12 protein-coding genes are annotated in these 14,117 nt (G+C 67.5%); 1 reads left to right on the forward strand and 11 read right to left on the reverse strand.

The features are described from left to right. Positions 1-4: 4 nt before the first annotated feature. From KYX17_RS16850 to KYX17_RS16875, 6 genes are all read right to left on the reverse strand, one after another. A complete protein-coding gene (locus KYX17_RS16850; RefSeq protein ID WP_243228069.1) occupies positions 5-796 on the reverse strand; it encodes a PP2C family serine/threonine-protein phosphatase in 792 nt (263 codons plus the stop codon). A 3-nt stretch (positions 797-799) separates the two neighbouring features. Beyond that, complete coding sequence (locus tag KYX17_RS16855) at positions 800-1,234, reverse strand: cytochrome c oxidase subunit 4 (RefSeq protein WP_137416753.1); 435 nt, start codon at positions 1,232-1,234, stop codon at positions 800-802. Next, a complete protein-coding gene (gene ctaD / locus KYX17_RS16860) occupies positions 1,235-2,995 on the reverse strand; it encodes a cytochrome c oxidase subunit I (protein WP_137416752.1) in 1,761 nt (586 codons plus the stop codon). 2 nt (positions 2,996-2,997) lie between these two features. Beyond that, positions 2,998-3,891 (reverse strand): cytochrome c oxidase subunit II, encoded by an 894-nt coding sequence (coxB, locus tag KYX17_RS16865; protein ID WP_243228070.1) that lies wholly within the window; start codon positions 3,889-3,891, stop codon positions 2,998-3,000. A 154-nt stretch (positions 3,892-4,045) separates the two neighbouring features. Further along, complete coding sequence (gene erpA / locus KYX17_RS16870) at positions 4,046-4,411, reverse strand: iron-sulfur cluster insertion protein ErpA (RefSeq protein ID WP_243228071.1); 366 nt, start codon at positions 4,409-4,411, stop codon at positions 4,046-4,048. A 113-nt stretch (positions 4,412-4,524) separates the two neighbouring features. Beyond that, on the reverse strand, positions 4,525-5,916 hold the full coding sequence (locus KYX17_RS16875) for a dipeptidase (RefSeq protein WP_243228072.1): 1,392 nt from the start codon (positions 5,914-5,916) through the stop codon (positions 4,525-4,527). 48 nt (positions 5,917-5,964) lie between these two features. Here KYX17_RS16875 and KYX17_RS16880 point away from each other — a divergent pair, with 48 nt between their 5' ends. Continuing rightward, the gene (locus KYX17_RS16880; protein WP_243228073.1) at positions 5,965-6,531 is read left to right on the forward strand and encodes a DUF3043 domain-containing protein; all 567 of its coding nucleotides are present in this window, start codon (positions 5,965-5,967) and stop codon (positions 6,529-6,531) included. A gap of 48 nt (positions 6,532-6,579) precedes the next feature. On the opposite strand, the gene KYX17_RS16885 is transcribed toward KYX17_RS16880, so the two are convergent. From KYX17_RS16885 to dnaE, 5 genes are all read right to left on the reverse strand, one after another. Next, positions 6,580-7,617: a quinone-dependent dihydroorotate dehydrogenase gene (locus tag KYX17_RS16885; protein ID WP_243228074.1), complete on the reverse strand. Its 1,038-nt coding sequence runs from the start codon at positions 7,615-7,617 to the stop codon at positions 6,580-6,582. A gap of 42 nt (positions 7,618-7,659) precedes the next feature. Next, positions 7,660-8,145, reverse strand: a complete 486-nt coding sequence (nrdR, locus tag KYX17_RS16890; protein ID WP_243228075.1) for a transcriptional regulator NrdR — start codon at positions 8,143-8,145, stop codon at positions 7,660-7,662. A 12-nt stretch (positions 8,146-8,157) separates the two neighbouring features. Then, entirely contained in the window at positions 8,158-9,459 is a 1,302-nt protein-coding gene (hisD, locus tag KYX17_RS16895; RefSeq protein ID WP_243228076.1) for a histidinol dehydrogenase, read from the reverse strand. A 42-nt stretch (positions 9,460-9,501) separates the two neighbouring features. Then, positions 9,502-10,500 (reverse strand): hypothetical protein, encoded by a 999-nt coding sequence (locus KYX17_RS16900; protein WP_243228077.1) that lies wholly within the window; start codon positions 10,498-10,500, stop codon positions 9,502-9,504. Positions 10,501-10,586: 86 nt separating this feature from the next. Further along, on the reverse strand, positions 10,587-14,057 hold the full coding sequence (dnaE, locus tag KYX17_RS16905) for a DNA polymerase III subunit alpha (protein ID WP_243228222.1): 3,471 nt from the start codon (positions 14,055-14,057) through the stop codon (positions 10,587-10,589). Positions 14,058-14,117 lie beyond the last annotated feature (60 nt).

Here is a 14,117-nt window from a genome sequence, read left to right on the forward strand (position 1 = left end):
GCGCTCAGGCGGAGACGTCCAGATGCTCCTGGAAGAGCTCACCCGCCGAGCCGCTGAATGTGGCGGGCTCCGCCGCGGCGTCGCCATCGAGGACGTCGCAGACCACGGCGGTGACATTGTCGCGTGAGCCGCTGTCGAGAGCGAGCGCCACGAGGGCCGCAGCGGCATCCGCAACGCCGCGGTGGCGGAGCAGTGTCAACCCGATCTCCTCGTCGTCCAGGTAGTCGCTGACCCCGTCGCTGCACAGCAGCCAACGATCACCGATCACCGAGTCGCGCTCCGCGATGGAAACGACGTCCTCCTCACCACCGCCGAGCGAGGCCGTGATGATGTTGCGTCGGGGGTGCGAGGCCGCGGCTTCGGGCGTCAGAAGACCGCTGTCGACGAGTGCCTGCACGTACGAATCGTCACGGGTCTCGCGGCGCAGCTGCGCGTGTCGGAGAAGGTACGCGCGGGAGTCGCCGGTGTGAGCCAGCAACAGGCGGTCCTCGGGTGCGACGAAGACCCCGGTGAAGGTCGTCGCCATCCCCTGCAGCGACGGATCACGCTGCACGTGGGCACGCAGGTCCCAGTTCGCTTCTCGGATCTGCACGAGCAACTGCTCTGCATCCGTCGCCGCGAGGGGCGAAGGCACGAGCCGGTGCACGAAGGCTGCGGAGGCGAGATCCCCCGAGGGCCCTCCTCCGACACCGTCGGCGACGGCGGCCCCCCAGGACGCGGTGAAGGCCGCATCCTGGTTGGACGTGCGATATCGGCCGATGTCGGAGACGGCGGCCGCGTTGAGCCTGATCGGCACGGATCAGTGCGCGAAGTACCCGCGGTAGTACTCGTACACCCAGCCGACGATCGCCACGGCGAAGATGCCGAGACCGATCGGGAGCATCCAGGTGCCGACCGCGAGACCGATCGCCGCCACGGCGGCGGAGGCTGCGAGAACGAGCGGCCACCACGACCAGGGGCTGAACTCGCCGAGCTCGGGGTCGCCGTCGTCGATGTCGGCCGTCAGCGTGTCCTCGGGGAGCTCACCCTGCTGGGCCTTGTAGACGCGGTGCGTGTAGAACCCGATCATGAGCGCCATGAAGGCACCGAACAGCAGAGCGACCGAGCCGACCCACTCGATGGCGTTGTGCCAAGCGAGATCGGGGTGGGCGAGGATGTTCCAGCCGGTGTAGACGACGTCGATGAAGACGAAGAACCCGACCAGGATCCACCACAGGTTGATGTTGGTGCGCACTTACTTGACCTCTCCGTCGGCCGCATCGACGACCGGGGCGTCAGGGGCATCCTTCGCGGGTCCCACACCCACCGGCACAGCAGCCTCGGGGTGGTTCAGATCGAAGGCGGGACGCTCGGAGCGGATGCGCGGGATGGACGTGAAGTTGTGGCGCGGGGGCGGGCAGCTCGTGGCCCACTCCAGCGATCCGCCGTAGCCCCAGGGGTCGTTGACGGTGACCTTGGGCGCCGTGCGCGCGGTGATCCAGACGTTCAGCAGGAACGGGATGACCGATGCGGCCAGGATCATGGAGCCGATCGTCGACACCTGGTTCTGCCACGTCCAGCCGTCCGCCGACGAGTAGTCCGCGTAACGGCGGACCATGCCGTCGACACCCAGCCAGTGCTGGATGAGGAAGGTCATGTGGAAGCCGATGAACAGGATCCAGAAGTGGATGTAGCCCAGACGCTCGTTGAGCATCTTGCCGGTCCACTTCGGCCACCAGAAGTAGAAGCCGGCGAACATCGCGAACACGACGGTGCCGAAGACGACGTAGTGGAAGTGCGCGACGACGAAGTACGAGTCGCTCAGTGCGAAATCGAGCGGCGGCGAAGCGAGGATGACGCCGGTCAGACCACCGAAGACGAACGACACCAGGAAGCCGAGGGAGAAGACCATCGGCGTCTCGAACGTCACCGATCCTCGCCACATCGTTCCGATCCAGTTGAAGATCTTCACGCCGGTCGGAACCGCGATGAGCATCGTCATGAAGGCGAAGAACGGCAGCAGCACTGCGCCCGTCACGTACATGTGGTGAGCCCAGACCGCGACCGACAGCACGGCGATGGCGATGGTCGCGTAGATCAGCGTCTTGTATCCGAAGATCGGCTTGCGGCTGAAGACCGGGAAGATCTCCGACACGATGCCGAAGAACGGCAGCGCGATGATGTAGACCTCCGGGTGACCGAAGAACCAGAACAGGTGCTGCCACAGCAGCACGCCGCCGTTGTGCGGGTCATAGATGTGGGCGCCGAGCACGCGGTCCGCGGCGGCAGCGAAGATCGCCGCTGCCAGCACGGGGAACGCGAGCAGGATCAGGATGCTCGTGACGAGCGTGTTCCACGAGAAGATCGGCATGCGCCACATGGTCATACCGGGGGCTCGCATGGTGACGATCGTCGTGATGAAGTTCACCGCGCCGAGGATCGTTCCGAAGCCCGAGATGCCGAGGCCCAGCATCCAGAGGTTTCCTCCGGCGCCCGGGGTGAAGGATGCGCTCGCCAGCGGCTGATACGCGAACCAGCCGAAGGATGCGGCGCCTGCCGGCGTGAGGAATCCGGCGACGGCGATCGTGGAACCGAAGAGGAACAGCCAGAAGGCGAACGCGTTCAGTCGCGGGAACGCCACGTCCGGAGCACCGATCTGCAGCGGCAGGATCGCGTTCGCGAAGCCCGCGAACAGCGGCGTCGCGAACATCAGCAGCATGATCGTGCCGTGCATCGTGAACAGCTGGTTGTACTGCTCTTTCGTCGGGATGATCTGCATCCCGGGCTCGAACAGTTCGGCGCGGATAATCAGCGCCATCACGCCGCCCAGCAGGAAGAACAGGAACGACGCGATCAGGTACATGTACCCGATGGTCTTGTGGTCAGTGGAGGTGATCCACTTGACGATGATGTTGCCCTTCTGCTCGATCCGCGAGGAGCTCAGCAGAGCGGCCTGGCGCGGCGGCAGGGTCGTGGGGCGGGAAGGCGCTTCCTGAAGCGGGACTGTCGTCGCCATGATCACTCGTCTCCCTTGGCGGTTGCGCCGGTGCCCGGCAGGTTGCCCAGTCGGTCGTAGGCGTCCTGGATGTCACCGGTCTGACCCTTGTCGCGCAGGCTCTCGAGATACTGCTCGTACTCGGCGTCACTGACGACCTTGACGTTGAAGAGCATCATCGAGTGGTACTCGCCGCACAGCTCCGCGCACTTGCCGGCGTACGTGCCCTCACGGGTCGGCGTGAACGACCAGTAATTGTCACGGCCGATGTACATGTCCTTCTTGTAGAGGAAGTCGATAATCCAGAAGGAATGGATGACATCGCGGGACTCGAGCTTGATCTTGACGCTCTTGTCGACGGGCAGGTACAGCGTCGGCAGCTGCGACTGGTCGACGTTGCCCGCGGCGTCGGTCTGGGCCTGGATGCCCATGGACCAGACGGCGTCGTCGCCGGAGGCCTCTTCGCCGTTGTACTGGAAGTCCCACGCCCACTGCTTGCCGATCGCGACGATCGACACGTCGGGGTTCTCGGTCTGGGTCTCGAGAGTCGCCTGGTCGCGCGCGGTGAACGCGAAGAAGCCGACCACGAGGATCAGTGGCACGATCGTGTAGAAGATCTCGATCGGCATGTTGTAACGCAGCTGGACCGGCAGACCGGTCTGTCCGCGGCGACGACGGTAGGCGATCATCGCCCAGAGCATCAGACCCCACGTGATCACGCCGACGGCGAGCAGGACGATCCAGGAGTTGACCCACAGCCCGGCGACCATGTCGGTGTGGTTCGTCGCAGCCTGGCCGTCTTCGGTGAACCCGGGAAGGAAGCCGTGCAACTGGGTCGGGCTGCATCCGGCGAGGATGGCAGCCGTCGCGATCCCCAGCGGAAGAACGGCTAGTCGGATTCGACGTTTCGAAGGCACGGTGCACCTTTCCAGGTCACGAATAAAGCTTCCTTCAGTCTAGAGCAAGCTCACACCTGATTCAGGCCACGCGTTCAGCCCGAAACGACGAATCGGCGCGTCCGGATCGCGGGAAAGCGAGCCTGGACGCGCCGACTCTCGGCGTGTCGCGGGGTCAGTGGAAGCTGTCGCCGCAGGCGCAGGATCCCGCCGCGTTGGGGTTGTCGATGGTGAACCCCTGCTCCGAGATCGTGTCCTTGAAGTCGATCTTCGCGCCGTCCAGGTACGGGACGCTCATGTCGTCCACGACGACCTCGACACCGTCGAAGTCGACCGTCTGGTCGCCCTCGAGCAGGCGCTCGTCGAAGTACAGCTGATAGATCAGCCCGCTGCATCCCCCGGGCTGCACGGCGACGCGCAGACGCAGATCGTCGCGGCCCTCCTGCTCGAGCAGGTTCTTCACCTTGGCGGCGGCGTCGTCGGTGAGGGCCACGCCGTGTGCGCGGGCCGTCGCTTCGTTCGACAGGGCGGTGTCGGTCATGACTCTCCTCGTGTACTGCTCGGCACGGTCTGATGACGTCGGATGCGGGGCGGAGCGCCCGCGGAGGGACGGATCACGCCGATTCTACGCCGCCGAGGCGCGGTGAGGGCGGTTCAGCGCCGTTCGTTCAATGACTCCAGCAACGCCGCCTCGGCCAGCACCGCGTGACGGAAGGTGTCGAGGTGCAGGGACTCGTTCGGGCTGTGCGCACGGGAATGCGGATCCTCCACGCCGGTCACCAGGATCTGCGCTCCGGGGAACTGCTCCACGAGATCCGCGATGAACGGGATGGATCCGCCCACACCGACGTCGACCGGGTCGACCCCGTAACCGGTCGCGAGGCTCGCCCGAGCCATCTCGACGGCCCAGCCCTCGGTGTCGACGAGGAAGCCGTCGCCGAGATCGATGTCGGAGAAGGTCAGCTCGGCGCCGAACGGGGCGTGCCGGCGCAAGTGGGCCTCGATCGCGGCATACGCCTCGCGCGCCGACTGTCCGGGAGCGACGCGCGCGCTCACCACGACCGAGATCTCCGGCGCCAACGTGTTGGATGCGGCGGCGACGCTCGTCGCGTCGATGCCCGTCACCGTCACCGACGGCTTGTTCCAGATGCGCGACAGGATCGTGCCCCGACCGATCGGGGTGACGCCGGACGGAAGACCCGCCTCGGAACGCAGCGTCTGCTCGGTGTAGTCCGGCGTCGGAGCGTCGCGCTCGGCGAGACCTTCGACGGCCACGGCGCCGTCGTCGTCCCACAGCGTCGCGAGCAGCTTGATGGCGGCCATCGTGGCGTCGGGCACGGCGCCGCCGAACATCCCCGAGTGCGAGGCGTGCTCGAGCGTGCGCACCGTGAGCGTGAAGCGGGCGTTGCCGCGGAGGGAGACCGTCAGCGCGGGAGTGACCGCATCCCAGTTGCCCGAGTCGGCGACGACGATCACGTCGGAGCGCAACTGATCGCGATGGTCGGAGAGGAACTGCGCGAAGGAGCGCGAGCCGTACTCCTCCTCTCCCTCGATGAACAGGGCGATGCCGAGCGTCAGGTCGTCGCCGTACACCTCCTGGATCGCACGCAGCGCGGCGATGTGCGCCATCACGCCGGCCTTGTCGTCCGCCGCGCCGCGACCGTACAGACGTCCGTCGCGCACCGTGGGCTCGAAGGGCGGCGTCTCCCAGAGGGCGTCGTCTCCGGGCGGCTGCACGTCGTGATGCGCATACAGGAGCACGGTCGGCGCACCCTCGCGCGCAGCGCGCGTGGCGAGGATGGCGGGCTGACCGACCTCGTCCGTGCCCGGCACGGCCGAGCGGGCGATCTCCACGGAATCGAAGATGCCGATCCCCTCGGCGAGAGCGGCGATCGCCTCGGCGCTGCGCACGAGCGCCTCCTGGTCGAAAGCGGGCCACGCGATCGAGGGGATGCGCACGAGCGCACCCAGATCGGCGAGGGCGACGGGGATGCCGGCGGCGGCCGCTTCGTGAACGGCCCCGTTCCTGGGATTCTCGGAGGTCATGCGGGTAATCTTAAGGCGCACCCCTCCCCCGTTCTTTTGAGGACCATCGTGGCCAAGACCTCTGCCGACTCCGCCGCGCACGACGCGCCGAGCACCCCGACGACGGGCAAGGGGCGCGCGACGCCCACCCGCGCCGAGCGAGAGGCCGCGCGAAAGCGCCCCCTCGTCGCCGACACCAAGGAGGCCAAGGCCCGCGCACGCGCCGAGCTGCGAGAGCGGCAGGAGAAGGCGCGTATCGGCATGGCCAACGGCGACGACCGCTACCTGCAGGCCCGCGACAAGGGCCCTCAGCGCCGATTCGTCCGCGACTGGGTGGACTCCACGTGGCACGTCGCTGAACTCGTGATGCCGATCATGGTGGCGGTCCTTCTGCTCATGTTCGTCGGCATCCCGGCGATCCAGATCTACGCGTACCTGGTCCTGTGGGCCTTCATCATCGTGGCCGTCCTCGACATGGTGATCACCGCGATCCGCGTCAAGCGCGCCGCGCGCGCGAAGTTCGGCGAGGATCGCATCGAGAAGGGACTGGGCTTCTACGGCGCCATGCGCACGGTCCAGATGCGCTTCATGCGCCTTCCCAAGCCTCAGGTGAAGCGCGGACAGCGTCCCGCCTGATCGAATCGACACAGCGGCCGGCCCCTCGGGACCGGCCGCTTTCGCGTGTCAGCGCACGCGGGAGGGCGCAGCGGCGAGGCCCCTGTTGATCTGCCTCGCCCAGAACGGTCCCCGATACAGGAATCCGGTGTAGCCCTGCGTGAGCGTCGCACCCGCATCCAACCGATCCTGAACATCCTGCGCCGTCTCGATGCCGCCGGCCGCGATGACGCAGAAGTCCGACGGGACCTCCTCGCGGACGATCCGCAGCGCCTGGATGGCACGCTCGCGCAGCGGAGCACCTGAGAGGCCTCCGGCTCCCGCAGCCTCGACGATCTCGGGAGCGGTGCGCAGGCCCTCGCGGGAGATCGTGGTGTTGGTGGCGATGACCCCGTCGAGCCCCAGCTCCACCGCGAGACGTGCCACGGCGCGGATGCCGTCGTCGGAGAGGTCGGGAGCGAACTTGACGAGGAGGGGCGTCGCACCGGATGCCGCGCGCACCGCTTCGAGCAACGGCCGGAGCGTATCGATCTCCTGCAGTCCCCGGAGCCCCGGCGTGTTGGGCGAGGACACGTTGACGACCAGGTAGTCCGCCAGTGGCGCGAGCAGGCGCGCGCTGCGGACGTAGTCGTCCACGGCGTCGGCGACGTCGACGATACGACTCTTGCCGATGTTGACGCCCAGGACGGGCCGTTTGCGCCGTCGGCGCAGCCGCCGCAGACGCGCGGCCGCCGCATCCGCACCGGCGTTGTTGAAGCCCATGCGATTGATGACTGCGCGGTCGGGGATCAAACGGAACAGACGCGGGCGAGGGTTCCCCTCCTGCGGCACGGCCGTCACTGTGCCCACCTCGACGTGGCCGAAGCCGAGCGCGTACAGACCGGCGGCGGCGACCGCGTTCTTGTCGAATCCCGCGGCGACGCCGAAGGGCGAGTCGAACTCCAGCCCGAGGGCGCGAACCCTCATCTGCGGCGCGGGGCGCGTCAGCGCGCGAGCGAGCGGCGTGAGCGGGCGGACCCCCAGCGCCCGGATGACGAGCATGGCTGCGTGGTGCGCCGTCTCGGGATCCATGCGGGACAGGACGCGGCGAAAGAGAAGGTCATACATCGACAGCCAGGCTATCGCTGCCGCGCGCGGCCTCGTGCGCCGTCAGTCGGTCGTGGCCTCCGACGCGGCGGCCGCGCGCAGCTCGTGATCGGCGCGCAGCTGCGCGATCGACGACTCGAAGTCCTCCAGCGACTCGAACGCCTGATAGACGCTCGCGAACCGGAGGTAGGCGACCTCGTCGAGTTCGCGCAAGGGATCGAGGATCGCCAGCCCGATCTCGTTCGTGTCGATCTGCGAGCTACCGGTGCGTCGCAGGATCTCCTCCACGCGCTGCGCGAGCAGCGCCAGATCGCCGTCGGTGACCGGACGCCCCTGGCATGCCTTGCGCACGCCGGAGACGACCTTGTCGCGACTGAAGGGTTCGATGACGCCGGAGCGTTTGATGACGTTCAGGCTCGCCGTCTCGACGGTCGAGAAACGTCCGCCGCACTCGGGGCACTGACGACGTCGGCGGATGCTGAGTCCGTCATCGGTGGTGCGGGAGTCGATGACGCGGGAATCGGGATGGCGGCAGAACGGGCAATGCATGACCAGGCCAGATTAGTCCTCGAAACGGGCCTCGACGGCCTCACCGTGTGCCGGGAGGGCTTCGGCGCGGGCGAGCGTGACGATCGCGTCCCGCACGTCGGCGAGGGCGGCACGGTCGTACTCGATGACCTGCTGCGGGCGCAGGAACGTCGATGCCGACAGTCCCGACGCGTACCGCGCCTGACCGCCGGTGGGCAGCACGTGGTTGCTGCCGGCCAGGTAGTCGCCGAGGCTGACGGGCGCGTGATCGCCGACGAAGACGGCACCCGCGTTGACGAAATCGTCGACACGGGGCTCGGCCAGGTGGATCTCGAGGTGCTCGGGCGCGTACGCGTTGCTGAAGGCGATCGCCTGGTCCACGTCATCGACGAGCACGATCGCCGACTGCGGCCCCGACAGCGCGGCCGCGACGCGCTCCGCGTGGCGGGTACGCGGCTGGCGGATGGTGAGCTCGGCGCTGACCCGCTCGGCGAGTTCGACGGACGGGGTGACCAGCACCGCGGAGGCCTGCTCGTCATGCTCGGCCTGGCTGATGAGATCCGCCGCAACGAGCGCGGGCTGGGCGGAGTCGTCGGCGACGATGAGGATCTCTGTCGCTCCGGCCTCCGCATCCGTCCCGACGAGTCCCGCCACGGCACGCTTGGCCGCGGCGACGAAGTTGTTGCCGGGCCCCGTGACCACGTCGACCGGGTCGAGGTCGAGGGAGGGCACGCCGTAGGCGAGGGCGCCGATCGCACCGGCCCCGCCCATCGCGTAGACCTCGTCGACCCCCAGCAGCCTGGCCGCCGCGAGGATCACGGGGTGGATGCGACCGCCGAACTCGCGCTGCGGCGGTGACGCGAGCGCCACGACCGACACGCCTGCGACCTGTGCGGGCACGACGTTCATGACGACGCTCGAGGGATAGACGGCCTTGCCGCCGGGCACGTACACACCGACGCGTCGAACCGGCTGCCAGCGCTGAACGACCCGCGCGCCGGGGGCGAGCTCGGTCGTCGTGGGCGGCGGGACCTGCGCCTTGGAGGCTGCCCGTACGCGGATGATCGCCTCGTCGAGCGCTGCGCGTACCTCGGGGGCGAGCGCTGCGAGAGCCTCGTCGAGGTGCGACGCCGGTACGCGCAGCGAGTGGTTGGTGACGCCGTCGAAACGCTCCGCCTGCTCGCGCAGCGCCTGCTCGCCGCGCGCGGCGACATCATGGACGATCTGCGCCGCTGCCGTCAGAGCCGCTTCGCGCGCCATCTCCGCACGCGGGACAGCGGCCAGGAGCTCGCTCGCGGAGAGCGTGCGACCGCGCAGGTCGATCGTCTGAAGCATCCCTTCAGGCTACCGTCTCGAGCATCCGGTTCCGTGCGCTCCTCAGCCGCGCGTGACTCCGGACACATCGTGGAGATAGCCGATGCGACCGTCCTCGTGGCGCACCACGAAGACCTCTCCGCGATCCTCTATGACCAGGGCCCACGCCGTGGAGTCCACCCGGAAGATCGGCACGCCCATCTCGTCGAGCACCTCGCGCTCCTCGGGCACGAGGGCCCAGAACGCCTGGGAGACCGGGAGCTGCTCGGTGGCGGGTTCTGCCGCCGTGGTGAAGCCCTGATCGTAGTCGGCGGTCTGCGCGTGGGGATCGGCGTACACGTCGCCGGTGGTGGCGAACAGCGCGGCGGCCTCATCGTGAGCGGGCTCGGCTGTCTGTGCGGACTGCGTCCACCCCGCCTCGGAGTGTGCCACGGGGTACGTCGCGGCGGGCGCAGCGGCGTGGGCGACGGGCGCCGGCGCCGGGCGCTGCGCGACGGGGCGGGCACCCCGCGCGACGCGGTGGGCGACGGTCTCCGCGCGGTACTCGAAGTCGTCCTTGAGGCCCGGGATGAAGGGGGCCATCGCCGTGAAGACGACACCGGCGGCCATGAGCACGAGCTCGACCCAGTGCACCCAGCTGCCGAGGCCAGGAAGCGCGAAGGACTCCCAGACCATCTGCACCCACACCACCGCTGAGACGGCGAAGGCGACGGAGGCGAACTGGTCGATGCCGAGCGAGCCCACCCGCCGGATGCCCTGGGGCGAGAGCCGGCGCAGCACGATCAGGAACACGGCCACCGTGGGCACGCCGATCGTCAGCACCCACGCGATGCCCATCGTCCACACCGAGACGGGGGCGTAGTAGCTGAGGGAGAAGAAGGAGACGATGAACGCGAGGGCCCAGATCCCGAGGAGCACGACCTCGCGGATCGAGAACGGCCACACGCCGTACTGCGGGGGCGCCGCCTGCTCGTCGTCGTCTTCGAACGCGTCGAACTGGTCGTCCTCTACGGCGTCGACGAACTCGTCGTCACCGGTCACGACGGGGTTCTCATCGGTCATGTCGCATCCTCTCGGCGCGGGCAGGGGAAAGAGCGAGTCGATCCTAACGGCGGCGGCTATGAGCAGTCATAGCTTCCACAGGGTGGTCATCCCAGGCAGCTCGGACCGAGCAGACCCTTGAGGTCGCCGAACAGGTCCGCGCTGATCGTGACCGGATGCGGCACCTCGAACACCTTCGCGGTGCCCGCCCGGTGCAGTTTCAGAGTCACCTCGGTCTCACCCGGGTGGCGGTGCAGGACGGCGGCCAACTCCTCCACGACCGACTGGGTGGCCTTCTGCTCCGGAACCACGAGGACGAGAGCGGACGTGGCATCCACAGCTCCCAGATCCGGGCTGAAGCAGCTCTGTGCGTGCAAATTCAGACCGTCGTCGCGGCGCGACACGCGTCCGCGCACGACCAGGATCGAATCCGCCTGCAGCACCGACTGGAACTCCGTGTAGGTGCGACCCATGAACATCACGGTGACCTCGCCGTTGAAGTCCTCGACGGTGATCATGCCGTACGGATTTCCGCTCTGCTTCGCCACACGGTGCTGCACGCTGGTAACCAGGCCCGCCACCGTGACCTGATCACCGTCCTGCACGCTCTCCGAGGAGACCAGGTCATGGATCGAGGTCGAGGCGTGCTTGGCGAGAGGGATCTCGAGACCGGCGAGCGGATGGTCGGATACGTAGAGCCCCAGCATCTCCCGCTCGAAGGCCAGCTTGTCCTTCTTCGTCCACTCCGGACGATCCGGAACCTTCGAGACCTGCTGCGGCTCGTCGTCGCCCCACAGGCTGTCGAAGTCGAACCCGACCTCGCCGTTGGCCTCGCGGCGCTTGTCGAGGACCGCCTGCTCGGTCGCATCCTCGTGGATCTCCAGCAGCGCGCGCCGCGTGTGGCCCATGGAATCGAATGCACCCGCCTTGATGAGCGACTCGACGGTGCGCTTGTTCGCGACGTGCATCGGAACCTTCGCGAGAAAGTCGTGGAAGGAGGCGAACCCTTCCTTCTCGCGGGAGGTGACGATGCCGTCCACGACGTTCGATCCGACGTTGCGCACCGCTCCGAGGCCGAAGCGGATGTCGTCGCCGACGGCCGCGAAGAAGTTGATCGACTCCCCCACATCCGGCGGCAGCACCCTGATCCCCATGCGACGGCACTCGTTCAGGTAGATCGCCATCTTGTCTTTGGAGTCGCCGACGCTGGTCAGCAGCGCTGCCATGTACTCGGCGGGGTAGTGCGCCTTTAGGTAGGCGGTCCAGTACGACACCAGCCCGTAAGCCGCCGAGTGCGCCTTGTTGAAGGCGTAGTCGGAGAAAGGCAGCAGGATGTCCCACAGCGCCTTGATCGCGCCGTCGCCGAACCCGCGCTCCTTCATCCCGCCGGAGAAGCCCTCGTACTGCTTGTCGAGCTCGGACTTCTTCTTCTTTCCCATCGCGCGGCGCAGGATGTCTGCTTGACCGAGCGAGAAACCGGCCACCTTCTGCGCGATCGCCATGACCTGCTCCTGATAGATGATCAGGCCGTAGGTCGTGTCGAGGATGTCTCGCAGCGGTTCCTCGAGCTCGGGATGGATCGGGGTGATCGGCTGCAGCCCGTTCTTGCGGAGGGCATAGTTCGTGTGGGAGTTCGCCCCCATGGGGCCCGGGCGGTACAGCGCGATGACGGCCGAGATGTCTTCGAAGTTGTCGGGCTTCATGAGCCGCAGGAGCGAGCGCATGGGGCCGCCGTCGAGCTGGAACACCCCGAGCGTGTCACCGCGAGTCAGCAGATCGTAGGCGGGTCGGTCATCCAGCGCGAGATGCTCGAGGTCGAGCTCCTCGCCGCGGTTGCTGCGGATGTTGTCGAGCGCGTCGGAGATGATCGTGAGGTTTCGCAGCCCCAGGAAGTCCATCTTGATCAGCCCGAGCGTCTCGCACGACGGGTAGTCGAACTGCGTGACGATCTGGCCGTCCTGCTCGCGACGCATGATCGGGATGATGTCCAGCAACGGCTCCGACGACATGATGACGCCGGCCGCGTGCACGCCCCACTGGCGCTTCAGGCCCTCCAGGCCCAGCGCGCGGTCGAAGACGGTCTTGGCCTCGGGGTCACTGTCGATGAGCGCGCGGAACTCGCTGGCTTCCTTGTATCGCGGGTGTTCCTTGTTGAACATGCCGCCGAGCTCCATGTCCTTGCCCATGACCGCGGGCGGCATGGCCTTGGTGAGCTTCTCCCCCATGGAGAACGGGAAGCCGAGCACGCGACCCGCATCCTTCAGCGCCTGCTTGGACTTGATCGTGCCGTACGTCACGATCTGGGCGACGCGCTCCGAGCCGTACTTCTCGGTGACATAGTCGATCACCTCACCGCGGCGACGGTCGTCGAAGTCGACGTCGAAGTCGGGCATGGAGACGCGGTCGGGGTTCAGGAAGCGCTCGAAGATGAGGCCGTGCTCGAGGGGGTCGAGGTCGGTGATCTTCATCGCGTACGCGACCATGGATCCGGCACCGGAGCCGCGGCCGGGTCCGACGCGGATGCCGTTGTCCTTCGCCCAGTTGATGAAGTCGGCGACCACGAGGAAGTAGCCGGGGAACCCCATCTGCAAGATGATGCCGGTCTCGTACTCGGCCTGCTTGCGCACCTTGTCGGGGATTCCCTGCGGGTAGCGGTAGTGCAGCCCCTTCTCGACCTCTTTGACCAGCCAGCTGTCCTCGGTCTCGCCGTCGGGCACGGGGAAGCGCGGCATGTAGTTGGCCGAGGTGTTGAACTCCACCTCGCAGCGCTCCGCGATCAGCAGCGTGTTGTCGCACGCCTCCGGGTGGTCGCGGAAGAGCTGACGCATCTCCTGCGCGGTCTTGATGTAGTAGCCGTCGCCGTCGAACTTGAAGCGGTTGGGGTCGTCCAGCGTGGACCCCGACTGCACGCAGAGCAGCGCCTCGTGCGCATCCGCCTCGTGCTGGTGGGTGTAGTGCGAGTCGTTCGTCGCGACGAGCGGGATGTCGAGATCCTTCGCCAATCGGATGAGGTCGCTCATGACCCGCCGCTCGATCGAGAGCCCGTGGTCCATGATCTCGGCGAAGTAGTTCTCCTTGCCGAAGATGTCCTGGAACTCCGCCGCCGCCGCCCGCGCCGCGTCGTACTGCCCCAGCCGCAGGCGCGTCTGCACCTCGCCCGACGGGCAGCCCGTCGTCGCGATGAGCCCCTTGCCGTAGGTCTGCAGGAGCTCGCGGTCCATGCGCGGCTTGAAGTAGTACCCCTCCATGCTCGACAGCGAGCTCAGCCGAAAGAGGTTGTGCATGCCCTCGGTGGTCTGGCTCCACATCGTCATGTGGGTGTACGCACCCGAGCCGGAGACGTCGTCGCTCTTCTGGTCGGGCGATCCCCAGGCGACACGCGACTTGTCGCTGCGGTGCGTTCCCGGGGTCACGTAGGCCTCGAGACCGATGATCGGCTTCACGCCGGCGCCCTGCGCGGCACGGTAGAACTCGAACGCCGCGAATGTGTTTCCGTGGTCGGTGACGGCGATCGCCGGCATCCCGTACTCGGACGCCGCCTGCGTCATCGCGCCGATCTTGGCGGCGCCGTCGAGCATCGAGTACTCGCTGTGCACATGGAGGTGAACGAAGGAGTCTGCCACCTATCCAGCGTACGC

It is taken from the genome of Microbacterium sp. CIAB417 (genome assembly GCF_022788845.1).

Excerpts from the sequence above, each read along its gene's own strand:
- KYX17_RS16885 (WP_243228074.1), bottom strand. The coding sequence starts at position 7,617 with ATGTATGACCTTCTCTTTCGCCGCGTCCTGTCCCGCATGGATCCCGAG.
- ctaD (WP_137416752.1), bottom strand. The coding sequence starts at position 2,995 with ATGGCGACGACAGTCCCGCTTCAGGAAGCGCCTTCCCGCCCCACGACC.
- KYX17_RS16875 (WP_243228072.1), bottom strand. The coding sequence starts at position 5,916 with ATGACCTCCGAGAATCCCAGGAACGGGGCCGTTCACGAAGCGGCCGCC.
- dnaE (WP_243228222.1), bottom strand. The coding sequence starts at position 14,057 with ATGCTCGACGGCGCCGCCAAGATCGGCGCGATGACGCAGGCGGCGTCC.
- nrdR (WP_243228075.1), bottom strand. The coding sequence starts at position 8,145 with ATGCATTGCCCGTTCTGCCGCCATCCCGATTCCCGCGTCATCGACTCC.
- KYX17_RS16900 (WP_243228077.1), bottom strand. The coding sequence starts at position 10,500 with ATGACCGATGAGAACCCCGTCGTGACCGGTGACGACGAGTTCGTCGAC.
- hisD (WP_243228076.1), bottom strand. The coding sequence starts at position 9,459 with ATGCTTCAGACGATCGACCTGCGCGGTCGCACGCTCTCCGCGAGCGAG.
- erpA (WP_243228071.1), bottom strand. The coding sequence starts at position 4,411 with ATGACCGACACCGCCCTGTCGAACGAAGCGACGGCCCGCGCACACGGC.